Origin of the sequence: Rhizobium sp. FY34, assembly GCF_005222845.1 — a bacterium.
Lineage (GTDB): Bacteria > Pseudomonadota > Alphaproteobacteria > Rhizobiales > Rhizobiaceae > Neorhizobium.
The window spans coordinates 123,407-145,154 of record NZ_STFZ01000001.1 but is presented as its reverse complement, the minus strand read 5'-3'; the positions used below and the strand labels follow the sequence as shown (position 1 = coordinate 145,154).

General features: G+C 59.6%; 20 protein-coding genes. 3 read left to right on the top strand and 17 right to left on the bottom strand.

Annotated elements, in window-relative coordinates; all coding sequences use genetic code 11:
* Window positions 1-2: 2 nt before the first annotated feature.
* Genes E8M77_RS00600 through E8M77_RS00565 form a run of 8 tightly spaced genes read right to left on the bottom strand, consistent with a single transcriptional unit; the run spans window position 3 to window position 6,873 of the window.
* Window positions 3-1,277 (bottom strand): MSMEG_0569 family flavin-dependent oxidoreductase, encoded by a 1,275-nt coding sequence (locus tag E8M77_RS00600; RefSeq protein WP_137128665.1) that lies wholly within the window; start codon window positions 1,275-1,277, stop codon window positions 3-5.
* Window positions 1,278-1,289: 12 nt separating this feature from the next.
* Window positions 1,290-1,577 carry an MSMEG_0570 family nitrogen starvation response protein gene (locus tag E8M77_RS00595; RefSeq protein WP_137128664.1) on the bottom strand — a complete coding sequence of 96 codons (288 nt, stop codon included), beginning with the start codon at window positions 1,575-1,577 and terminating at the stop codon, window positions 1,290-1,292.
* On the bottom strand, window positions 1,570-2,724 hold the full coding sequence (locus tag E8M77_RS00590) for an MSMEG_0565 family glycosyltransferase (protein WP_137128663.1): 1,155 nt from the start codon (window positions 2,722-2,724) through the stop codon (window positions 1,570-1,572). Before E8M77_RS00590 ends, E8M77_RS00595 begins: the two co-directional genes overlap by 8 nt.
* The gene (locus E8M77_RS00585) at window positions 2,721-3,689 is read right to left on the bottom strand and encodes a sll0787 family AIR synthase-like protein (protein ID WP_137128662.1); all 969 of its coding nucleotides are present in this window, start codon (window positions 3,687-3,689) and stop codon (window positions 2,721-2,723) included. The genes E8M77_RS00590 and E8M77_RS00585 overlap by 4 nt, the downstream gene beginning before the upstream one ends.
* Window positions 3,690-3,691: 2 nt before the next feature.
* Window positions 3,692-4,234, bottom strand: a complete 543-nt coding sequence (locus E8M77_RS00580; RefSeq protein WP_137128661.1) for an MSMEG_0567/Sll0786 family nitrogen starvation N-acetyltransferase — start codon at window positions 4,232-4,234, stop codon at window positions 3,692-3,694.
* Window positions 4,231-5,349, bottom strand: coding sequence for an MSMEG_0568 family radical SAM protein (locus tag E8M77_RS00575; RefSeq protein WP_170975690.1), 1,119 nt, complete (start codon window positions 5,347-5,349; stop codon window positions 4,231-4,233). The genes E8M77_RS00580 and E8M77_RS00575 overlap by 4 nt, the downstream gene beginning before the upstream one ends.
* Window positions 5,285-6,331, bottom strand: a complete 1,047-nt coding sequence (locus tag E8M77_RS00570; RefSeq protein ID WP_137128660.1) for a Nit6803 family nitrilase — start codon at window positions 6,329-6,331, stop codon at window positions 5,285-5,287. The genes E8M77_RS00575 and E8M77_RS00570 overlap by 65 nt, the downstream gene beginning before the upstream one ends.
* A gap of 59 nt (window positions 6,332-6,390) precedes the next feature.
* On the bottom strand, window positions 6,391-6,873 hold the full coding sequence (locus tag E8M77_RS00565; protein ID WP_137128659.1) for an MSMEG_0572/Sll0783 family nitrogen starvation response protein: 483 nt from the start codon (window positions 6,871-6,873) through the stop codon (window positions 6,391-6,393).
* Between the two features lie 411 nt (window positions 6,874-7,284).
* Between E8M77_RS00565 and E8M77_RS00560 the strand changes: the two genes are divergently transcribed.
* A complete protein-coding gene (locus tag E8M77_RS00560; RefSeq protein WP_137128658.1) occupies window positions 7,285-8,688 on the top strand; it encodes a PLP-dependent aminotransferase family protein in 1,404 nt (467 codons plus the stop codon).
* Between the two features lie 30 nt (window positions 8,689-8,718).
* Here the strand turns inward: E8M77_RS00560 and E8M77_RS00555 are convergent, their stop codons facing one another.
* Complete coding sequence (locus E8M77_RS00555) at window positions 8,719-9,198, bottom strand: Lrp/AsnC ligand binding domain-containing protein (protein WP_137128657.1); 480 nt, start codon at window positions 9,196-9,198, stop codon at window positions 8,719-8,721.
* A 142-nt stretch (window positions 9,199-9,340) separates the two neighbouring features.
* Between E8M77_RS00555 and E8M77_RS00550 the strand changes: the two genes are divergently transcribed.
* Window positions 9,341-10,354: a 1-aminocyclopropane-1-carboxylate deaminase gene (locus E8M77_RS00550; protein WP_137128656.1), complete on the top strand. Its 1,014-nt coding sequence runs from the start codon at window positions 9,341-9,343 to the stop codon at window positions 10,352-10,354.
* 69 nt (window positions 10,355-10,423) lie between these two features.
* On the opposite strand, the gene E8M77_RS00545 is transcribed toward E8M77_RS00550, so the two are convergent.
* From E8M77_RS00545 to E8M77_RS00520, 6 genes are all read right to left on the bottom strand, one after another.
* Window positions 10,424-11,923, bottom strand: coding sequence for an amidase family protein (locus tag E8M77_RS00545; protein WP_137128655.1), 1,500 nt, complete (start codon window positions 11,921-11,923; stop codon window positions 10,424-10,426).
* 1 nt (window position 11,924) lies between these two features.
* A complete protein-coding gene (locus tag E8M77_RS00540) occupies window positions 11,925-13,310 on the bottom strand; it encodes a M20 family metallopeptidase (RefSeq protein ID WP_137128654.1) in 1,386 nt (461 codons plus the stop codon).
* A 13-nt stretch (window positions 13,311-13,323) separates the two neighbouring features.
* Window positions 13,324-14,988 carry an ABC transporter ATP-binding protein gene (locus E8M77_RS00535; RefSeq protein ID WP_137128653.1) on the bottom strand — a complete coding sequence of 555 codons (1,665 nt, stop codon included), beginning with the start codon at window positions 14,986-14,988 and terminating at the stop codon, window positions 13,324-13,326.
* Window positions 14,988-15,887: an ABC transporter permease gene (locus E8M77_RS00530; protein WP_137128652.1), complete on the bottom strand. Its 900-nt coding sequence runs from the start codon at window positions 15,885-15,887 to the stop codon at window positions 14,988-14,990. The genes E8M77_RS00535 and E8M77_RS00530 overlap by 1 nt, the downstream gene beginning before the upstream one ends.
* Window position 15,888: 1 nt before the next feature.
* Complete coding sequence (locus tag E8M77_RS00525; protein ID WP_137128651.1) at window positions 15,889-16,806, bottom strand: ABC transporter permease; 918 nt, start codon at window positions 16,804-16,806, stop codon at window positions 15,889-15,891.
* A gap of 86 nt (window positions 16,807-16,892) precedes the next feature.
* Window positions 16,893-18,407 carry an ABC transporter substrate-binding protein gene (locus E8M77_RS00520; RefSeq protein ID WP_137128650.1) on the bottom strand — a complete coding sequence of 505 codons (1,515 nt, stop codon included), beginning with the start codon at window positions 18,405-18,407 and terminating at the stop codon, window positions 16,893-16,895.
* Between the two features lie 159 nt (window positions 18,408-18,566).
* On the opposite strand from E8M77_RS00520, the gene E8M77_RS00515 reads away from it, so the two are divergent.
* On the top strand, window positions 18,567-19,211 hold the full coding sequence (locus E8M77_RS00515) for a GntR family transcriptional regulator (RefSeq protein ID WP_137128649.1): 645 nt from the start codon (window positions 18,567-18,569) through the stop codon (window positions 19,209-19,211).
* 48 nt (window positions 19,212-19,259) lie between these two features.
* Here the strand turns inward: E8M77_RS00515 and E8M77_RS00510 are convergent, their stop codons facing one another.
* Both E8M77_RS00510 and E8M77_RS00505 read right to left on the bottom strand, forming a co-directional pair.
* Complete coding sequence (locus E8M77_RS00510) at window positions 19,260-19,781, bottom strand: hypothetical protein (protein WP_137128648.1); 522 nt, start codon at window positions 19,779-19,781, stop codon at window positions 19,260-19,262.
* 372 nt (window positions 19,782-20,153) lie between these two features.
* Window positions 20,154-21,710, bottom strand: coding sequence for a glycosyltransferase family 39 protein (locus E8M77_RS00505; RefSeq protein ID WP_137128647.1), 1,557 nt, complete (start codon window positions 21,708-21,710; stop codon window positions 20,154-20,156).
* Between the last annotated feature and the right edge of the window lie 38 nt (window positions 21,711-21,748).

The window sequence follows — 21,748 nt, the reverse complement described above, 5'->3', positions numbered from 1 at the left end:
TTTCACCCCACCATGGCCCGGCTTGCGGCAGGCTGGTTGTCGCAGAGGAAATGCGACAGGTGACCGACCACATGTTCGGCGTCCTTGCCAACGCTGAGGAAACGGCCGGACCCCCAGGTCCATAGCCAGGGCAGGCCCAGAACATAGACGCCGGGAATGCCGGTGACGCCGCGTCGCTGCACCGGGTAGCCGGTGCCATCAAAGATCGGCAGACCGACAAACGACCAGCCGGGACGAAAGCCCGTCGCCCAGATGACGGATGTGATGCCTTCGGCCACAAGATCGAGTTCGGTGATTTCCACCTGCGGCTCCCAGAGCGGCTGATAGACGGAACCTTCGGGCGCCGCGATCTGCTTTTCCGCAATATGACGATCGATCAGGGCATTGATGCCGTTATAGACGCGGTCGGCCTCGTCCAGATGGGCTTTAAGGTTGGGCGAAAAGACCATATGGCCATTGCGAACGGCTTCCATGCGCCCATAAAGCGCCATGCCTTCCAGCGCAAATTTCCGCAGATCGATATCGCGCCCGCCATCGCGGCCGGTCAGGTAGTGGTTGGTATCGTGCTTCTTCTTGGCCATACCATCCTGTTCGATGGTGATATCGTATTGGCCGATATCGGCGAGCCAATCGACCACATCGCGTCCGCGATAGAAGCGGGCACAGCGCGGCGCATTGCCGGTCACCATATGCACTTTGCGACCGGCCAGATGCAGATCCTCGGCGATCTGGCAGCCGGACTGACCGGAACCGACGACCATGACGGCACCTTCCGGCAACTGGCCGGGATTGCGATAATCGGCGGTATGCATTTGGGTGATGGTTTCCGGCAGCCGCTCGGCTGCGCGAGGAATGGCCGGCTCGCTGTAAAGGCTGGTGGCGATGATCACCGCATCCGCCGTCACCGTGCCGGCCGCGCTTTCGACGCGAAAACCTTGGCCAAACCGTTCAACCGACGTCACTTCGGTATGTTCGAGGATGGGTGCAGCGACCTTTTCGACGAAGCGGGCGACATAATCGAGGATCTCACTTTTCACCATGAAGCCATGCGGATCGGCCCCGTCATAGGGGTGATCTGGCAACTGGCACTGCCAGTTCGGGGTGACGAGGCAGAAGGCGTCCCAGCGCTCGTTTTGCCATTTGTGCGCCGCCGTCTTTGCCTCGAACACCACATGGCCGATGCCCTGTTTCTGGAGATAGTGGCTGGCCGAGAGACCGGCCTGGCCGCCGCCGATGATGACGGCCTGATAATGGCTCTTCAGGGTTTGAGGCTTCACGGATTTGCTCCTTCAGGCGATGAAAGTCTTCATGACAACGGTTGCAGCCTCTTGCCCGTCAAATTGGGTCGCAGCGGTCTCGATACGGGCAAGCTGTCCGCGTGCCAGCGAACAGGGAACGCCATATTTTGCCTGCACACGGTCGCTGGCGATGGTCAGCGCCTCGCGGCTGCGCTTGAGGAAATCGGCAAGCGGGTAACTCTGGCCCTCGGCAAAGAAATCCTTGATGACGAGCGAGGGCGAGTAACATTCCTCGTCCCGGCCATCGGGCCAGGTAACGACAAAGCGCATTTCAGGCATGGGCATGCTCCCTGAGCTGGAGATAGCTGGCGATATGGGCCTCGGCGGTCCGCTCCCAGCTGTGGCGTGCGCCGATCTGAAGTCCGCGTGGACGAAGCTTCTGGCGAACCGGCTCCGCCAGCGCCTGGATCATCGCCTGCGCAATCGAGGCCGGATCGAGCGGATCGCACCAGAGCGCGTCATCGGGCGTCAAATATTCGGTAAACGGCGCAATTGACGAAACAACCACCGGCACCCCGCTGGCCATGGCTTCCAGCACGACGAGGCCGAAGCCTTCCGTGACCGAGGGAAACACAAGCGTATCGGCGAGACGAAACAGTGCCGGCATGTCCTCATCCGCGACGGCACCGATGATGTGCACGGCGCCGCCAAGCGCCGGGTGTTCGTCAAGAACCCTGCGGAATTCGCTTTGATAGGCACCGTGATCCAAGAGGGATACGCCACCGGCAATCACCAGCTGCGCATCCGGCCGCACAGACCGGACCTGCGTGAAAGCCTTCAGGATGCGAACACTATTCTTGCGCGCCTCAACCCCGCCGATGCTGAGAAAGACAGGACCGCGCGGCAGGCCAAGCCGCGCGCTCAACCGGGCATCGCTTTCACCCCTGCGCGGCGAAAACCGCGCAATATCGACGCCATTGCCGACATTGACCGAGGCCTTGCCCTCAGCGGCAAGCACGCCCCGCCACAGACGGCTAACGGTGAAGAAACAGTCGGCAGCAGCAATCGAACGGCGTTGCAGCACCATCAGGCGTGGATCGGAAAACTGGTCGATGTGATGCACGGTTCGGGCAAAACCATCGATCAGCCGCCGCTCCTTCAACCGTGCCAGCGCGTTTCCTGATATGCCGTCATGCGCATGAAAGATATCAAAGTCCCGCGCTGCCGGACTTTCGAAATAGGTGACGTAGTCCGCAATCCGCTGCTCCACCATTGCAGTCATGCCTGCGGGTGCCGGGCCGACCGAAAAACAGGCCGAGCCGCATCGTGCCTTGCGGAAAAAGCCCTTCCCCACCGCATCCGGCGCATGCAGAACCACCTCGTGCCCCAGCACCACCAGCGCTTCCGACAGATGCAGGGCGTGCACGACCCCGCCACGCGGATTGGTCGAATGGGTCAGCATGGCAATGCGCAGGGGCCGGCTCATTCTGCGGCCTCCCTCGTCAACTGCATCAGGGGCATGGCACGATAGTCGCGGATCACTTCACGCTCGCCATCGACAGAAATCGCGATTGCAGAGCCCTCAGTCACCGCACCGATGACCGCGGCGCTGAGGTCCCGTCCGGCAAACCGCTGCAGCACATCCGCGATATTGTCCTGCCTCACCGCGATGAGATAGCCAAAGCTCGGAAATGTCGAAAGCCAGCGATCAAGGCTCACTCCGTCGGGCAGTGGAATGGCGGCAAGGTCGATCTCGATGCCGACGCCGGAACATTCGGCCAGCATGATCGCGGTGCCGACAATGCCACCCTGGCTGATATCCTTGGCAGCGTCAGCCAGTCCAGCTTCAGCAATCTCGGGCAGGATCTGCAAATCGGCGCGCAATCGCTCCGGCGGCGCGGTTGTCGCAGCCTCCCAATTGTTGAAGGGTTCGCGGTAGCGGCCACGGTGATCGATGGCGGCAATCAGAATGTCACCCGGCCTTGCATCAAAACTCGTCAGCAGTCGCCTCGCCCGACCGAGAATGGCCACCGAAAGCTGGCTGCGATCTGTCTTGATATTGGTATGCCCACCGACAATCGGAACGCCATAGGCTTTGGCCGCCGCCTGCATGCCATCCAGCAGCGGCGCGGCGGCGTCTTCACCATTGGCCCAGACCGCATCGACCACGGCCAACGGGCGGCCGCCCATGGCAACGACATCGGAAATATTGACCATGACCCCGCACCAGCCGGCAAACCAGGGATCGGCAGCCACAAATTCGTTGATGAAGCCTTCGATCGCAAACAGCAGGAAGCCATCCCCGTCTGCAATGGCCGCGCAGTCATCGCCAACCGGCACGGCCTGACCGGATAGGCCGAGACGGGCAGCGACAGCGCCGATATCGGCCTTGGCGGATATGCCGGCGCTGGCGCGGAGCCTGTCGGCAATGGCCTTCAAATCCAATGCCATGGTCAGGCCGCCTTTTTCGGCAGCGCGACGAAGCCCGCCTCGGGCGTGACGCAGGGCGGGTAATGCGCAAGATCGGCCTGCATCCGCAGATGTGGCTTACCGTAGATCTCGAATTCCTCGATCACCTCCCAATGCAACCGGCGAAACAAAAGGCCATTCTGCACCTGGACATTGGCGAGAAACCGGGTGCAGCCCATGGCATGGGCAGAGGAGACGGCAAGCTTGATCAGGGTGGCACCAAGCGCGCCGATCTTGCGGAAATCCTCGTGCACTGCAAGCCGCGAGCCCCACCATAGGCCGGGCTCTGCTTCATGGATCCGCACCGTTCCGACAAGCTGATCGGATGCCACGCCGAGCATCGACAAAGCGACGATCGGGATGGCGTGGTCGTCGATCGCGTCGCGGTCGTCGCCATCGAACAAATTCTGCTCCTTGCAGAACACCGCCCGTCGAAGGGCATGCGCCTCGCGACGTTCCCATTCGGAGGTTGCGAATTTCACCTGATATTCGGCTGTCCTGAACGGGATGATGGGTTCGAACATCATGCGGTCAATCTCCGCTCATAGGTCGAAAGCGCCGAGCAGGCACCGCATTTGCCGCAGCCGGCCTTGATATCGACGGACTTCAAACCGCCTTCCACCAGCATGCGCGACAATGGCTCGAGGATCGAATGCATGAAATCCGGCGATGGGCTTGGATGGCTCTCCAGCGGCGTGCCGGAAATCGGCACGAAAGGAACGACGAAGGGATAGACGCCGAGGGAAACGAGCTTTGCGCAGATGTCGAGAATGGCCTCGGCCGTATCGCCGAGACCGGCGAGAATATAGGTCGAAACCTGACCGCGGCCGAACACATTCACCGCCGCCTCAAAGGACCGCATGTATTTCTCGACAGGCACCTGCGCCTTGCCAGGCATGATGCGGGCGCGAACCTCCGGCGTGACGACTTCCAAATGCATGCCCAATGTGTCGATGCCGGCATCCTTCATGCGCTGGAACCAGATGTCATCCTCCGGCGGCTCGCACTGACCCTGGATCGGCAGATCGACAGCTGCCTTGATGGCGCGCGCGCTGTCGGCTAGCACGGCCGCCCCCCGATCGTCACCCTTCGGCGTGCCGGTCGTCATCACCATGTGCTTGACGCCATCCAGCTCAACAGCGGCCTTGGCAACCTCGGCCAATTGCTGCGGCGTCTTGTGGGCAATGGTGCGCCCCGCCGCCAGTGACTGGCCGATGGCACAGAACTGACAGGTCTTCGTGCGGCTCTGATAGCGGATACAGGTTTGCAGCACAGTGGTCGCCAGCACATCGCGGCCATGCAGCACGGCAATCTGCGAATAGGGGACACCATCCGCCGTGGAGCGCTCGTAAAAGCGGGGACGCAGCGGAAAGGAGACCTCGCCCAGAACCGTGCCATCGCGGCTGATGCGGCTCCTGCCAGCATCGTCAGGCTTTTCCACGACATAGGGGCTCTCGAAGGCAGGCGCTGTGTGCACGGGCACCATCACGGTCATCCCGTCAATGGTCAGCGCCTTGTGGTCGGAAGGGCCGGCGCCACCGCGACGGCTCTCGTGGCCGGCCTTGGGATCGATGAGCCTAGCCCCGAAGGACTGCAACTCGTTGATCAGCGTTTCCGTCGCGGTTTGCCGTATCGTGTCCATCGGTGTCGATCCTTGTCTGGGTCCGTTCGAAGAGAGGAAGGGCGGCGCGGTCGCCGGATGCGACCATGGGTGCGGTGGTTCTGGTATCCATGACGAGATGCAGAAGCTCGGGCCGGGCATAGTGACCGACCGAATCCATCATGCGTTTGCGCTTGACGATCAGGCTCATGTCGAGATCGGCGATCAGGATGCCCTCGCCTTCTGTGATCGGCGGTGCAAGGTGGCGGCCCTCGGGCGAAATGATCGCCGTCATGCAGCCGCCGGCCAGCGCCTTCTGCAGGCCCTCGTCCGGCGTGATCGAGCGGATCTGCTCCGGCGTCAGCCAGCCGGTGGAGTTGATGACGAAACATCCGCTTTCGAGCGCGTGATGACGGATGGTCGCCTCCATCTGGTCGGCGAAAATGGGACCGACCAGGGAGCCTGGAAACTGCGCGAGGTGGATTTCCTCGTGCTGCGCCATCAGCGCATAGCGGGCGAGCGGATTGTAATGTTCCCAGCAGGCGAGCGCGCCGATGCGCCCGACAGCGCTGTCGACAACCTTCAGACCGGAGCCATCCCCCTGCCCCCAGATCATCCGCTCATGAAAGGTCGGGGTGATCTTGCGCCGCTTGAGGATCAGCGTCCCGTCGGCATCAAACAACAATTGCGTATTGTAGAGGGTCCCATGGTCGCGCTCGTTGATGCCGAGCAGCACGACCATGCCATGTTCGCGGGCAGCCGCTGCGACAGCATCGGTGGCTGGCGAGGGAACGGTGACTGCTTCTTCGTAGAGCCGGATATGCTCTCGGCCCGACAGGACCGGCGGCAGCACGAAGGAGAAGTAAGGATACCAGGGCACGAAGGTTTCCGGAAACACGATCAGTTCGGCGCCCTGTAACGCCGCCTCCCGGATCGTCTCCAGCACGCGGGCGATGGTATTTTCGCGTGATGTCAGGTCCGGCGCGATCTGGGCAGCGGCGGCCCGAACGGTTTTCTTATCCATGACATGGTCTCTTCAAGATGTGGGGATGCGGCGGGGCGACAAGCGCCCCGCCCGGCGGCTCAAAGCGTCCAGGTATCGAGAATGAAGGCGCCGTCGCGGCGATGGATCAGGATGAGGTCGAGCACATCCAGCGGGCTGATCGGCTTGATGCCGGGCATCAGCGACGGCTCGCCATGGCCATAGAGCGCCTGCAGTGCAAAGCGACACGCATAGACCTTGCCGCCCTCTTCCATGAAACCGGCAATCTGGTTGTTGAAATTCAGATGACCGGGAAAGGCTTCGTCACCGAGTTTGGGAAAGCCGCGCTGCACGCCCAGCGTCACGCCGGGACCATAAAGCAGGATGGAGGTCTCGAAACCCTTGCGCTTCAGACGCTTGGCCTGCAGCAGATTAACGAGGCCGATCGAGCCTTCGAATGCCACGGTATGGAAGGTGATAAGGGCTTTTTCGCCCTCCTTGGCCTGAACGTCTTCGAAAACCTTTTCCTCATAGTCCACGAAGAAGTCACCCTTTTCATGGGCTGGCTTGGTCACTGCAGGCATGGATCGCTCCTCTGGTTGAACTTGAGCCTCTCACGGGGCGCATTCCAACGATTGCAAGGGCCATGCCAAATTGATTTTCGGAAAAATCCGATCAAATACTAATCATATGCAGTCATTTATACATTCAATAATCGCACTGCCACTCGCGACCTGTCTTCGAAAACGGCAGGATACTGCCGAAAATGGATGCGGCATGCCGTGAATTTCGCACCGTCAATTTACCATCAATTCCCGGCTTTGCAGCCAAAATACAACCTCAATCGAGGCGGTTCAACCGACGGAAGAGAACACATCGTTCACAGGCGGTGCCGGATTTGCGCATCGCTCGAGCTGCCCAGAATTTGCGGATGACAGCGGGCTCCTGCAACAATATACAGTCAATATGTCTCCATCCGAATCGTACAGGCCGACATGAAAGAATGGTTCCCGGATCTCAGCCGCAGTGCGAGCCCGCGCTATATGGCAATTGCCGACCTGATCGAGATGGATCTGCGAAGCGGGGTCCTGCTGATCGGCGACAGGCTGCCGCCGCAGCGCGAACTGGCAAGACGTCTCGGCATGGATTTCACAACGGTCGCCCGCGGCTATGTGGAAGCGCACAAGCGCGGGCTTGTAAGCTCGCATGTGGGGCGCGGCACCTTCGTTACAGGTGGCGCAGACCGGGAAAGGCGCGGCTTTGCGCTCGCCGCCGCACCCGATCCGCGTCGCACGCTTGCCATCGATTTCTCCATGAACATGCCGCCGGAACCCGACGATCCGGCCCTGCTTGAGCGGATGCAGGAGGGCTTGACCGCCGTTGCGTCCAATCTGGTATCGCTTTTGCGCTATCAGGGCTTTGGCGGCTCGCCGATGGACAAGGACGCAGCCGCCGCCTGGCTCAGCCGTCGCGGCCTGGTGCCATCCCAGGAGCGGATCTTCGTGACGCCCGGCGCCCACCCGGCGCTGCTCGCCATCCTCTCCAACCTCGCCAAGCCCGGCCAGACGGTTCTCTGCGAAAACATCACCTATCCCGGCATCCGGTCAATTGCTGCACAGCTGCGTCTCAGCCTCTGCGGCCTTGCCATGGATGAACACGGGATCATACCGGACGCGCTGGCGTTCGCCTGCCAGAACCGCTTGCCAAAGGCGATCTATCTCAATCCCACACTGCAAAACCCGACGACATTAACCGTGCCGGAAAGGCGGCGCGAGGAGATCTGTGCCGTGGCGCGCAAATATCATGTGCCGATTGTCGAGGACGACGCCTATGGCTTCATCCCGGTTCATGCGCCGCCGCCGCTTGCCACCATGGCTCCAGACCTGACCTGGCATATTGGGGGACTTGCCAAATGCATTGGCGCAGGATTGAGGCTCGCCTTTGTGGTTGCGCCCGATACAAAATCCGCCTGGCCTTTCGTCAGCGCCATGCGCGCCAATAATGTCATGGCCTCGCCGCTCAATGCGGCACTTGCCACGCGCTGGATAGAGGATGGCACGGCCGACACCATCCTTCGCTTCATCCGCGCCGAAGCCGCTGCCCGCCAGAAGATGGTGTCTGCACTTCTGCCGCCGGACAGTTACCGGGCCGATCCGATCAGTTTCAACATCTGGCTGCCGTTGACCAATGGCTGGACGCGCTCCACCTTCAGCACGCATATGCGCAATTCCGGGATCGGCGTGGTGGCCAGCGACGCCTTCACTGTTGAGGGCACACCGGAAGAGGCCGTGCGCGTCTGCCTTGGCGGTTCGATCACGCGGGAACGGCTGAAAGGCGCGCTGGAATTCATGGGCCATGCCTTGGAAGGCACGCCGGAAATGGCCGGCTCATTCTTTTGAGCAGACCTGACGCAGGCCGCCACCTGAGCGTCAGAAGTCCAGCGGACGATTGTCCACCACTTCCTTCATGACGAAAAAGGTGCGGGTCTGGCGCACGCCAGGCAGCGCGATCAGTTGCTGGCCATGGATGCGGTTGAAATCTGCCATGTCGCCGACGCGGATCTTGAGGAAATAGTCGAAATCCCCTGCCACCAGATGGCAGTCCAGCACGAAGCTGAGGCCGGCGGCTGCCGTCTCGAAATCCGCAAAGCTTTCCGGCGTCGAGCGGTCGAGAACCACACCGACCATCACCAGCGCGCCGCGTTCCACCTTCTGCGGCGAGACCAGCGCCCGCACACCCGTGAGGTAGCCGTCGCGGAACAGGCGCTGCGTGCGCCGATGGCAGGTCGCGGGACTGACAGCGACCATTTGCGCCAGATCCGCGTTCGACAGACGCCCATCCTTCTGCAACAGGCGCAGGATCTTGACGTCAATTCGGTCAAGGTTTTCGGGACTGATGGTTTCTTTCATTTTTAGCCTTCCATTTCGAAGAAATTCACCAAAAGACCAACTCTATCGGAATTATAATGGAAAATTGCCTTCATCTTAGAGAGGACGTTTCAGCAGTTTTCTGACTAGCATGCACCATAATAAAAACCGAGAGGAACAATGCATGCTGGACGAATTCGAACGCTACCCCCTCACCTTCGGCCCGACACATATTGAGAAGCTCGATCGCCTGACCGAGCATCTGGGCGGCAAGGTGCAGCTCTACGCCAAACGCGACGATTGCAATTCCGGTCTCGCCTATGGCGGAAACAAGCTGCGCAAGCTGGAATACATCATCCCTGATGCCATAAAGTCGAATGCCGATACGCTGGTCTCCATCGGCGGGGTACAGTCCAACCACACACGCATGATCGCGGCTGTGGCCGCCAAGATCGGCTTCAAGTGCCGGCTGGTACAGGAAGCCTGGGTGCCGCATGAGGATGCCGTCTATGACCGCGTCGGCAATATCATGCTGTCACGCATCATGGGTGCCGACGTGCAGATGGTCGATGAGGGCTTCGATATCGGCATCCGCAAAAGCTGGGAAGATGCCATCGAGGACGTGAAGGCCAAGGGCGGCAAGCCCTATCCCATACCAGCCGGCGCCTCGGTGCATAAATATGGCGGCCTGGGCTATGTCGGATTTGCCGAGGAAGTCCGTGCACAGGAAGCGGAACTCGGCTTCCTGTTCGACTATATCGTCGTGTGCACAGTCACCGGGTCCACCCATGCCGGCATGACAGTGGGCTTTGCCAAGGACGGCCGCGCGCAGCGTGTCATCGGCATTGACGCCTCCTTTACCCCCGCCCAGACGAAGGCCCAGGTACTGGAAATCGCACGCCGCACCGCCGACCTGGTCAAGCTTAGCCGTGAGATCACTGAGGACGACATTGTACTGGTGGAAGACTATGCCTATCCGGTCTATGGCGTGCCGTCAGAGGAAACCAAGGAGGCGATCCGCCTCGTGGCCCGGCTTGAGGGCATGATCACGGACCCGGTCTACGAGGGAAAATCCATGCAGGGCATGATCGACCTGGTCAAAAAAGGCTATTTCCCGGAAGGCTCGAAGGTTCTTTACGCCCATCTGGGCGGTGCACCGGCGCTGAACGGCTACGGTTACGCCTTCCGCAATGGCTAATGGATAGCCTGCGGCCGGGCTTCCCTTCCCGGTCGCTCGCCCCTCATCCGCCGGCATCAGAATTGAAGCTCACCAGTCCGGAATAAAGCCGGGCGTGGCTGCAATGGGTGGAGACGCCGCAAGCTGATCTAAATCGACCCAAGGCGCGGCAAAATCGGGGTCGTCCGCCAGGACGGCCTCGATTTCGGCGGCAGCCTTCAGCGTGCCCAAATCATCATGGCGCCGCCCAATTATCTGCAGGCCAAACGGCATGCCGAGCGCATCGCGCCCCACCGGAATGGTGATCGAGGGATGACCAGAGAGCGTGGAGGCATAGGCCATGGCAAGCCAATGGTAATAGCTCTTCGTCGCCACGCCATCGATGTGCTCAGGGTAAAGCTCGTGCCAATCACGCGGCGAAATGGTGACGGCGGGGCAGAGAATGAAATCACAGCTTTCGAAGAAAACCTGCCAGTCGCGATAGTAACGACCCTGTGCAGCCATCGCATCGTAAATATCCTGCGGGCTGAAACTCAAGCCTTCCGCCACATTGACGGTGACATTGGGACCAACCTTTTCCGGCGCCATGTGCAGGTATTTGCCATGGCCGATAAAGGCGAGGCCACGCAGCACGGAGAAGATGCGATCCGCGCCGTCGCAGGCCGGATGGTGATCCTCCACCCGGCCCAGATGCGGGCCCAGCCGAGCCATCACGTTGCGGAAGGCCTGCCGCACCACGCCATCCGTCGGCGCAAAACCGAAATCCTCGGTGATGGCAATACGTTGCTCGCCAAGATTCAGCCGTCCGGGCTGTGCAAATGCTGCCGGGTCCCAGGGCGTTCGCCCGTCCACAACCGTCGTATAGGGATCCAACCTGTCGGGCCGCGCCATGACCGAGAGCATCAGACCGACATCGGCCACCGTTCGTGCCATCGGGCCGCTGGTCGACAGATGCAAGAGCGACAACGCGCGCGTATCGCCAGGAACAACGCCCGGTGACGGGCGAAAACCGACCACACCACAAAAAGCCGCCGGATTGCGCAGACTCCCGCCGGTATCCGATCCGGTTGCAAGCGGCGCCATGCGCGCGGCAAGCATTGCCGCAGACCCGCCAGACGAGCCAGCAGCGCTCTTTAGCGGATCATGCGGATTGCCGGTCGCGCCATAAACGCGGTTGATCGTGTTGCCGCCGGCGCTCCAGTCCGGATTGTTCGTCTTGCCAAGCGGAATGGCGCCGGCGCGACGCATGGCAGCAACGATGGCATCGTCCTTGGTTGCGAGATTATCGCGAAAGATCTCCGAGCCAAAAGTGGTCGGCAGACCGGCAATATCGATCATATCCTTCACGCCGAAAGGCAGGCCATGCAGCACGCCGAGCGGTTGCCCCTCGATCACCTGAATTTCGGCCAGTTTCGCCTGATCGATGACGCGGTCGAAATCCTGCGCCACCACGGCATTGATCGCCGGGTTCAGTGCCTCGATCCGGGAAATGCAGGCCTCAGCCAGTTCCACCGGCGACAGTTGCCGGCGGGCGATGAGGCGAACGGCATCATGGGCCGTAAGGTCGGCGGGATGAGTCTTCTCGCGCATGTCAGTTCGTCACGGGCTTCAAACTGCCGGCATTGTCGGCGATATCGAGAAACAGCGCCGTCATGATGCGCATGCCCTCTTCGGCGATCGGCAAAAGCGCGTGCTCGTTCGGGCCATGCTGGCCACATTCGGCATGCGAATGCGGAACCCAGATGGTCGGCAGGCCGAGAATATCGGTAAAGGCATCATTGGGAAGCGAACCGGCAAGGTTCGGCAGTACATGCGGCGCCTTGCCCGACGAGCGGGCAATCGATTGCTCGACGAAGCTGACCCAGGGGTGATCCGGCGAAAAGCGGGTGGGCTTGAAAGGTTCGCCCTTCGAGGTTTGAATCTCGACCATCGTCAGGCCCTGGGCATCCAGATGGCGGCGAAGCGCCGGCAGGATCGCGTCCATGTCGGTGCCAACGACAAGCCGCAGCTGGCAGGTGGCGCGTGCCGATCCGGAAATGGCATTTTGCGGCGCCTTGATATTGCCGGCGGCAATCGCCAGCACCGCAAGCGAATTCCAGCCGAAGACGCGCTCCGATGGCGTCAGATCCTTCTCGCCCCAATCAGCATCATGCCGGCGCGGCGGCAGATCCCTGAGGGCTGCGCGAATATCGGGCGTCAGGCTGGTTGGCCGCCATTCCGGGATCTGGATCTGGCCCCGCTGATCGGTGAGCGAGGCGATTGCATGCGACAGGATGATCACCGGATCGGCCAGAAGGCCGCCGAAATTGCCGGAATGGTGATCGCCCTCGCGCAGGTTGACGACAAGATCGAAGGAGAGGCCGCCGCGCGAGCCCATGAACATGGTCGGCGTATCCACGGCCAGCCGCGGACCATCCGACGCAATCAGCACATCGGCCGACAGAGCAGGCTTGTGGGCCTCGAAAAATTCGCGAAGACCGAACGAACCAGTCTCCTCGGCCATTTCAATGATGATCTTGGCGTTGAACCCGAGATGCCTTTTCGCCCGGATGACCTGTTCCAGTGCCTTGATATTGATGAGATGCTGGATCTTGTTGTCGGCCGTGCCGCGACCATAGAGCCGCTCGCCCTCGAGCGTTAGGACGAAGGGATCGAAGCCCTCGCGCCAGCGATGCGCCTCGCCATTGCAGACATCGCCATGGCCGTAAATGAGCACTGTCGGCAGCGCCGCATCCTCGATCCGCGTACCGATCAGAAGCGGCGCTCCGCCGGCTCGCGGATTGTCAAAGATCGCGCAGGTAAAGCCGATGGCCTTTAGCATCGGCTGCATTTCGACAGTCAGATAGGCACGCAAATCCTCCGGCCGTCCTTCGGACTGGCTGATGGAACGATGCGCGACAAGCCGCGCAAGATCAGCGGCGAGCGCGCCGTTCAAGACATAGGCCGAGGCCTCTTCGAGTATCGTCTGCCGTTCCATATTGCCTGCCACCTTATGCCATGATGCTGTCTTGTGCCGCGGCAAGCGCTACCATATCCGGCGCCTCCCAGCCATTGCCGGGCATTGCTGCCAAGAGATGCTTTGTATAATCGCATTGCGGATTGCCGAACACTGCATCGACGCTGCCATATTCCACCGCCTCGCCCTTCTGCATGACAAGGATATGGTCGGAAATTTCAGCGGCGACGCGCAGGTCATGGGTGATGAAAATCATCGTCAGCCCCACACTGCGCTTGATATCGTCCAGCAGTTTCAGCACGTCCTTCTGTACCGAGACATCGAGCGCCGACACGGCTTCGTCTGCAATCAGGATCTTCGGCTCCACCATCAGCGCCCGTGCAATGGAAATCCGCTGGCGCTGGCCACCGGAAAACTGCGAGGGGTAGCGGTCCAGTGCATCCTCTTCCAGCCGCACGATCTTCAAGAGTTCACGCGCCTTCTTCAGCGCGTCGGCTTTCGACACGCCGAAATTGAGCGGTCCTTCGATCAACAGATCGCCGATGCGACGGCGTGGATTGAGTGACCCATAGGGATCCTGGAAGACGATCTGGATATGCTTGCGAAAGGCCCGCCGGCTGGCCTCCGTATGGGTTTCCAGCCGCTGATTACCAATCCAGACACTGCCTTCATCCGGCTCGACGAGCCCCATGAGGCACCGCACCAGGGTTGACTTGCCGGAACCGGATTCTCCAACGATGCCGAGCGTCTGACCTTCCAGAATGGTAAAATCGATGGGGCGCACCGCCTGCACCGTGCGGGCCGCCTTGAACAGGGTACGCGGGCTTCGGAATGTCTTTTCGATGCCAGCCACCCGCAGACCGATCGGTCTGTCCTGCGCGGGTGCGCCCTTGGCAATATGGCGGCGCGGCACGGCATCGATAAGCTTGCGGGTGTAAGGGTGACGGGGATGGTTGAGCACATCATCGACACGGCCCTGTTCGACGACAACACCCTTCTGCATCACCAGGACACGGTCTGCGATTTCCGCCACCACATCAAAATCATGGGTGACGAACAGAATTCCGGCATTGCGGCTTTCCTTCAACTCCTTGAACATGTCTAGGATCTGCGCCTGCGTGGTCACGTCGAGCGCCGTGGTCGGCTCATCGGCAATCAGCAGGCGCGGCTCCATGGCCAACGCCATGGCAATGACGATGCGTTGCCGCTGGCCGCCCGACAACTGATGCGGATAGGCATGATAGAGGCGTTCCGGCTCCGGCAACCGCACTTCGGCCAAAAGCGCCAGCGTCTTTTGTCGCTGCTCGGCGCGTGGCATGCGGGTATGGGCCCGGAACACTTCCTCGATCTGTTCCCCCACTGTGTAGCAAGGGTTAAGCGCGCTCATCGGCTCCTGAAAGATCATGCCCATACGCTTGCCGCGCAGGGCCGCATGCTGCTTGGCCGGCACCTTCAGAAGATCACAGCCGTCAAACCAGATCTCCCCCAACGAAGGTTTCAGCGCTTTCGGCAAAAGGCCCATGGCGGCAAAGGAGGTGATCGACTTGCCGGAGCCGGATTCGCCGACGATACACAGGATTTCCTTTTCGCGGATCTCAAGCGACAGATCAGACACCGCATGCGCACGATCGCCGCCCTTTGGCAGATCAACCGTCAAGTTGCGGATCGACAGAACCGATGGGGAAGCGTGCGGTGACATCAGTTGCGTCCCTCCGGTGCGGTAATGTCGCGAATGCCATCACCCAAAATGTTGATTGCCAGAAGCAGGACAAACAAAGCCAGACCCGGAATGGTGATGAGCCAGCTTTCAAACAGCAGCATTTCCTTGCCTTCCGAGATCATCAACCCCCAGGACGGCGTGGGTGGCTGCACGCCGAGACCAAGGAAGGACAAGGCGGCCTCCAGGATTATCGCATGCGCCATTTCCAGCGTGATGATGACGATCAGCGCATTCAAGACATTGGGTAGAACGTCCTTCCAAAGGATGCGCGCAACACTTGCGCCCAGCACTTCGGCTGCCGCGATATAGTCCATCTGGCGCACCTGCATGGTGGCGCTGCGCATGACGACGGCAAACCTGTCCCAGAGCAGGAAACCGAGCACGAGAACAACAACAGTCAGTGAACCGCCGAACAGGGCGACCACCGCCAGCGCCACCAGCGTTGCCGGCAAAGCGAGACGCACCGAGACGATGAACATTACCACCGCATCCACCTTGCCGCCGAAAAAGCCGCCGAGAATGCCAAGCGTGGTGCCGATCACGGCGGAAATCATCGCCGCGACAAAACCGATCATCAGCGATACGCGCGCACCATAGATCATGCGCGACAGGTAATCGCGGCCCAGCGCATCGGTACCGAGAATATGCTTCCACTCGCCTCCCATGAAGACCGGGCGGGCCATGCGGGCCAAAAGGTCCTGCTTGTAGGGATCATAGGGGGCAAGCCAGGGCGCAAGCAGAGCAACCAGGGCAACAGTGCCGACAACGCAGAAACCGAGCATGAAGCTGCGATGGCGCAGGGCCTTGGCAGTGAGAACCCTTGATGGGGAGACAATCTTGGATGCGGGCGCGGCATGGTTCATGGGGATATCGCTCATATCAACCGGCCCTCAAACGCGGATCAAGCCAGGCATTCAGGATATCGGCCAGAAGCGTGAAGCCGATATAGAACATCGAAAAGATCAGAATGAGCGCCTGCATGGTGGGCAGATCATTGCGCGATATGGATTCCCAGGCGAGGAAACCGGCACCATGCAGGGCAAAAATGCTTTCCACAACGACAGAGCCTCCGAACATGAAGCCGAGCTGTACCGCTGCCAGGCTGACAACCGGAATGATGGCATTGCGCAGCGCATGCTTAAACAGAACGGAACCCCAGTGGAGGCCCTTAGCCCGGGCGGTGCGGATGTAATCCGCCGACAGCACATCCAGCATGCCGGCGCGCGTCAGCCGCATGATGGCAGGCGTTGCATAATAGCCCAGCACGATCATCGGCAGAATATAGCCGGTCCAGCTGCGCGTTCCCGACGCTGGCACCAGACCCAGATTGACTGAGAAGATAACGATGAGGATAAGACCGAACCAGAAGCTGGGAATGGCCTGGCCGACGACGGCAATGCCGAGCGCCATGCGATCCACCCAGGTATTGGGAAAAGCGGCGGCCAGAACACCTGTCGGGATGGCGAGGCACAGCGCAAAGCCCATGCCGAGCGCACCGATTGTCATGGTCACCGGCAAACGCTCCGCCACCATGGCGGAGACGGGTGTCTTGAAATAATAGCTGATGCCGAAATCGCCGGACAGGGCACGCATCAGCCAGTCGAAATACTGGACCAGCAAAGGACGGTCAAAGCCGTATTGCTGGCGCACTGCCGCAATCACCTCGGCGCTCGCCCCCTCGCCGGCCATCGAGATCGCCGGATCCCCTGCCATGTAAAGCAGACTGAAGCTGATAAAGGACACCGTAAGCGCGACAAGCAAGGCAAGCCCCAGTTTCATGGCGATGAATTTCAACATCCGCGGCCTCTGTTTTCCAGTTACAAGAATGGAACGCCAGCAGACTGCCCAGCAGCCGAACGGCACACCGGGCAGTCTGTGCAGGCCTACTTCCAGCTAATGTCGTAGAAGCGGATGAGCTCATCCGGCGTCGGGGTGAAGCTCACGTCGGCGCCCATGACGTAATTGCTCGAATAGATCCACAGCGGCACCCAATAGGCCTTGTCGGCAATGGTGGTGAGAGCCTTGGAATAGGCCGCCTTACGCTCATCGGCATCGACGGAACCATCACCTTTTTCAAGCAGGGCAGCGACGGCCGGATCACGCGCATCATCCTCGCCGCCCATGCGGAAGAAGGCACTGGTAACGGCAGACACATCGGAAATCGAGTTTGACCCCCAGGTCATGAAGGAGATCGGCGTCCCATCCTTGATCCGCTTTTCGCGCAAAGCCGAATACTGCATGTAGTTCAGCTTGGCGGTGATGCCGACCTCGGCCAGCATGCCGATCATGGCTTCCGCCAGCGGGCGATCGCGATAGGCGTAGAAATCCAATGAAAAGCCATTCGGATACCCCGCCTCCGCCAGAAGCGCCTTGGCCTTGGCCGGATCATAGGCATAGGTCATCACCGCCTGTTCACAGCCAAATTGCACCGGAGAGCAGGCACTGTTGATAACCGCCGATGTGCCCTTCATCAGGGCATCGACGATCCCCTGGCGGTTGACGGCATAGTTCACCGCCTGGCGCACGCGAAGGTCCGTCATCGGGTTTTTCGCGCCCGTGCGACCCGCCGCATCAAGGCTCAGATAGCCGACGCGCATCGTCGGGGCGTTGACAACCTGGAACTTACCCATCTTAGCCATCTTGTCGGCCTGATCAGCCGGCACGCCCCACACGAGGTCGATTTCACCGTTGAACAGTTCGGCCATCTGCGTGTTTGCATCCGGCACGGTGCGGATATCGATGGTCTCGATAGTGGCCTTCGGCTTTGCCGCAGCAAAATAGTCGGGATTGCGCTTCAGCACGAAATGCTTGCCTGGCTCGACGCTTTCCATGCGATAGGGGCCGGTTCCGATTGGCTTAGTCGCCACCCCCTGCTGACCAACGGCGGTGTAATATTCGTTCGGCTGAATGATAATAGGACCAGCCAGATATTCGAGTGCCGCCGGGAACGGCCCATTGGTGTGAATGCGCACCTTGAAGCTATCGACTTTTTCGGCAGACTTGATCCAGTTCGTATTCGTCTGGGACTTGTTACCATTCTTGGCATCAACCACGTAGTTCAGCGTAAAGACGACATCATCCGCATCAAAAGCCTCGCCATTGTGGAATTTGACGCCCTGACGCAGCGTCAGCTCCAGCGTAGTGGTATCGATCCAGGTCCATGCCGTTGCAAGATTTCCGACATAGGTGCCGGTCTTCGGATCGCGGTAGAGAAGCGCATCCCAGACCGCCGCACCGAGAAGAATGCCTTCTCTGGCGGTATTATAATAGGGATCGACATGCTCGAGCTCACGGCTGAACGCAATATTGAGCACATCATCGGCCTTGCCCGCATAGGCGAGGCTCGAGGCAAGGCATGCAGGCAGCAAGATGGTGGCAAAGACAGATGCAAGCTTCATGACGGTCCCCTTTTTGCACTTTTTATGTGCAACTTAATTTTATGCCCTCAGTATAATCATCATCATAATATTGTACACAATTTTTTTGGTTTGAACGCATTTCTCACATCAGCTAATCAGCATGTGTCGCTGACCGCATGACAGCGCTTTGGAGGGGAAATGTCGCTCAACCGACCGGCAACGGCCGACCTGATCTATGAACGCCTGGAAGGGCTGATTGCCGACGGACGGTTTTCCGATGGGGAAAGGCTGGACGAGGTGCGCCTGGCCGCCGAATTTGGCGTTTCGCGAACACCCTTGCGGGAAGCATTGCGCCTACTGGCGACTTCGGGTTTGGCAGAATTCATCCCCAATCGCGGCACCTTTGCCCGCCAGCCGGATTTCACACGACTGGTAGAAATGTTCGAAGTGATGGCGGAACTGGAAGCCTGGTGCGCTAAGCTTGCCGCACAGAGGATAACACCGGCGCAGATCCTGCTTCTACGCAAGGCAGCACTCCAGTGCGAAAAAGCCCTCGGCGCCAAGGATTTTCACCGGTACTACGATGAAAACGCCACATTCCATGACATCATCTACACCGCCTCCGGCAACGGCTTTCTGGCTGAGGAAACCCGCAGTATGCAGCGGCGCCTGCGTCCCTTTCGCCAGGCACAGCTTTTTGCCATGGACCGCCTGGAGCGCTCCATGGCCGAACATAGGCAGATCCTGACCGCTCTTGAAAACCATGACGGACCGACAGCCGAAACGCTGCTGCGCGAACATATCCGCATCCAGAGCGCCACCTATCAGGAGGTCCGAGGGTAGCGGACTGCGCGGCTTGGCGCTTCGCCAAGACAACGCGTCAAGACCTCGTCAAAAACGGAACGCAATCCAAGGATGCGAAAAATCGGAACTGGGAACCAAAACCCGCCTACTCAAAACGGGTGCACCTAGAGAATTTCCGGCAAATTTGAGATCAGTCTGACGGAGCGATTTTGCGACGAGCCCAGGCAGAGACGCCATCTCGTAAAAGTTCACACAAGCGCTTGCGATCACAACACCGAATGCACCGCGGATCAACCATCGCTGAGCAGCAGACCAGCCGCTCGCCCTGCACCAGCATATGAAGTAGGTTATTGCCGACACCACAACGAACTGGAAATACGTGCCGCCAAGCCACATGGGAACATCCTTGACCAGGTCCCAGGTGTTGAAGTCGGAGATAACGTGCAGGCCGAGATCGTGGTGGATCAAAGCCAAAGCGGTGGCGGCAAAGGGCATCGCCGCAACGGCAATACCGGCGCTCGAGACCCGCTTCGAACAGCCGCTCAGGGCCATGGCAAGCAAGGCAATACCAATGACAAAATGAGTCGTGACCGAACCGTCGAGGAACATGTCAAAAAGCCGGCCTTCCCATCAAGCGGCCACAGACGCTCCGTCATCGCCGTACCATCGGCATTGACCCATACGATCATATCGACTGCCAGAGGAAGAAGCGCCGCCGAGACCCCCTTCAACATGATTGACACGCTCGGCAGATCACGATCAACAGTCGATTTGAGGACAAAAATCCTTGCCAGAAACGGGTTCGTAGCCAGCAGGTAAACAAGACCAGCCACGACACTATGGGCAAAGCAATGCGGGCGGCGCAAACGCAATGCATTTGCAAAACAATCGAACGTTTCACCTGACCCTGTTCGACCTACTCACCAATAGATCAGCGCAACGCAGCGCACCTTTGAAGGTGAGCGACGTGCTTCAGCTGGTCTAAGGTTTGTTCGCACCGCGTCCGTCGCACAGCATCTTGTTCCTGTAGATGACGGATGGGTCTGCCCCGGTGATATCATATCGTTCCCAGTCCTGGCTGCTGTCGAGCATGGCCATCAGCCGAGGAAGATGCTGAAGTCCCGGTAGTCTTTGCGCTTCAGCTTCCGCTCTGCCGGCAGAATTTGGAAATGAGACAAAAGTCGAGGATAGCGCAAGCGTCGTGAAATCGGCCTCCTCCCGGATAAGAAACAGGGTATGTATTTGTAGTTTGACTCCTTGCTTCGCAGCGCGAAGCGCGATGGTTTCGGGAGGTATTGGGTATGGGCCGACAGCCGCAAAGCTTAGCGATTTGCATGACATTGAATTGTTCAAAATTGAACCAATCTGCTCAAGTGCCTGCAGTGAGCCCGGCCTTTGGCGCGCATCCTGATAGGTCATGGCCGGAGGAGATATGATGGCTATCCCAGCGGTCACGGCAAGGAGGGCGCTTCTGGGCATGCGGGTTCTCTCAATCAGCCTTGCGGCTGCCAGACCGGTGGCGATGATAAATGGAAAGTAGAAGAAATTTCCTTGATAGGCCGATTTTTGCGGATTGACCGCTATGCCCACATAAATGATCGCCACCCAGAGGTAAAAAGCGGCAGTTGGGAAGTTTTCCTTACTATTCATGCGCAGCGTCAACAGGTCGACTGCGATCAGGAATGCGCCGATAAAGAAAAACATGCCAAGCGCTCTGCTACCGGCAGCACCAAAGGCGTTATAGGCCCAATGGAACGCCGCTGAGCCGGGCGTAACCCAGACATCTGCATTGGTGAAAAATACCTGGTGGATATACGCGGCAACATGAGCGCCCCATATGAGCGCAAAGGGCATTACAACCAGGAGGCCAGCACCCAAGGTCCAGGCCATGAGGCGGACCGAGCGGAGTGATCGCGATTTTGCCGCGCCAAGCAAGAACGCAAATCCCAGCATGGGCACAACGATGATGACAGCCGACGGCTTGATGGCGGTAACGGCAGCGGCAAGCGCACCAAGCGCGCAGGCGGCCCGTTTGGATGATTGATCATAACGGAAGAAGACGAGCCAATAGGCTGCAAGCCCAAACGACAATCCGGCAAACGCGTCCGGCCGGAACTCCGTCACAAGGGTACCAACGGCTGGCACAAACATAAGTGCGGCCGTACACAAGATCCCAAGGAATTTGCCCGTCCGTTCGGCTGTGATCACATAGATGCCCACCGCATAGACAGCCAGACCAATGAAATTCATGGCATAGGGGCCAATATCGGACCCACCGGACAGGGAATATCCAGCCATTGCGAGCATGGTGGAAAACGGGGAATGGGGAGGGTTGTGATAAAATGAAACAATCATCGACAAAAGGCTGTCGACATTCTCGAAGACAACCCTGTTTATTCCGTCTAGCAGATAGGTGTTGTCGTCATAGATCGGCGCCATCGCGAGCGCTCCCCGCTGCATGGCCAGGCCAAGGTTGGCAAGCATGAAAACGGCGACTAACCCCGACAGGCCTAACACTACGCGATAATCTTTTAGCATGTTTTCTCCGGGGGAATGGCTGAGATGCCAGGTGCTCC

What these genes read in the sequence shown, in the direction of transcription:
- E8M77_RS00525 (WP_137128651.1), bottom strand. Translation starts at nt 16,806, where the DNA reads ATGTTGAAATTCATCGCCATGAAACTGGGGCTTGCCTTGCTTGTCGCG.
- E8M77_RS00550 (WP_137128656.1), top strand. Translation starts at nt 9,341, where the DNA reads ATGCTGGACGAATTCGAACGCTACCCCCTCACCTTCGGCCCGACACAT.
- E8M77_RS00565 (WP_137128659.1), bottom strand. Translation starts at nt 6,873, where the DNA reads ATGCCTGCAGTGACCAAGCCAGCCCATGAAAAGGGTGACTTCTTCGTG.
- E8M77_RS00560 (WP_137128658.1), top strand. Translation starts at nt 7,285, where the DNA reads ATGAAAGAATGGTTCCCGGATCTCAGCCGCAGTGCGAGCCCGCGCTAT.
- E8M77_RS00505 (WP_137128647.1), bottom strand. Translation starts at nt 21,710, where the DNA reads ATGCTAAAAGATTATCGCGTAGTGTTAGGCCTGTCGGGGTTAGTCGCC.
- E8M77_RS00580 (WP_137128661.1), bottom strand. Translation starts at nt 4,234, where the DNA reads ATGATGTTCGAACCCATCATCCCGTTCAGGACAGCCGAATATCAGGTG.
- E8M77_RS00535 (WP_137128653.1), bottom strand. Translation starts at nt 14,988, where the DNA reads ATGTCACCGCACGCTTCCCCATCGGTTCTGTCGATCCGCAACTTGACG.
- E8M77_RS00575 (WP_170975690.1), bottom strand. Translation starts at nt 5,349, where the DNA reads ATGGACACGATACGGCAAACCGCGACGGAAACGCTGATCAACGAGTTG.
- E8M77_RS00555 (WP_137128657.1), bottom strand. Translation starts at nt 9,198, where the DNA reads ATGAAAGAAACCATCAGTCCCGAAAACCTTGACCGAATTGACGTCAAG.
- E8M77_RS00510 (WP_137128648.1), bottom strand. Translation starts at nt 19,781, where the DNA reads ATGTTCCTCGACGGTTCGGTCACGACTCATTTTGTCATTGGTATTGCC.
- E8M77_RS00540 (WP_137128654.1), bottom strand. Translation starts at nt 13,310, where the DNA reads ATGGAACGGCAGACGATACTCGAAGAGGCCTCGGCCTATGTCTTGAAC.
- E8M77_RS00545 (WP_137128655.1), bottom strand. Translation starts at nt 11,923, where the DNA reads ATGCGCGAGAAGACTCATCCCGCCGACCTTACGGCCCATGATGCCGTT.
- E8M77_RS00595 (WP_137128664.1), bottom strand. Translation starts at nt 1,577, where the DNA reads ATGCCTGAAATGCGCTTTGTCGTTACCTGGCCCGATGGCCGGGACGAG.
- E8M77_RS00590 (WP_137128663.1), bottom strand. Translation starts at nt 2,724, where the DNA reads ATGAGCCGGCCCCTGCGCATTGCCATGCTGACCCATTCGACCAATCCG.
- E8M77_RS00515 (WP_137128649.1), top strand. Translation starts at nt 18,567, where the DNA reads ATGTCGCTCAACCGACCGGCAACGGCCGACCTGATCTATGAACGCCTG.
- E8M77_RS00585 (WP_137128662.1), bottom strand. Translation starts at nt 3,689, where the DNA reads ATGGCATTGGATTTGAAGGCCATTGCCGACAGGCTCCGCGCCAGCGCC.
- E8M77_RS00530 (WP_137128652.1), bottom strand. Translation starts at nt 15,887, where the DNA reads ATGAGCGATATCCCCATGAACCATGCCGCGCCCGCATCCAAGATTGTC.
- E8M77_RS00520 (WP_137128650.1), bottom strand. Translation starts at nt 18,407, where the DNA reads ATGAAGCTTGCATCTGTCTTTGCCACCATCTTGCTGCCTGCATGCCTT.
- E8M77_RS00570 (WP_137128660.1), bottom strand. Translation starts at nt 6,331, where the DNA reads ATGGATAAGAAAACCGTTCGGGCCGCCGCTGCCCAGATCGCGCCGGAC.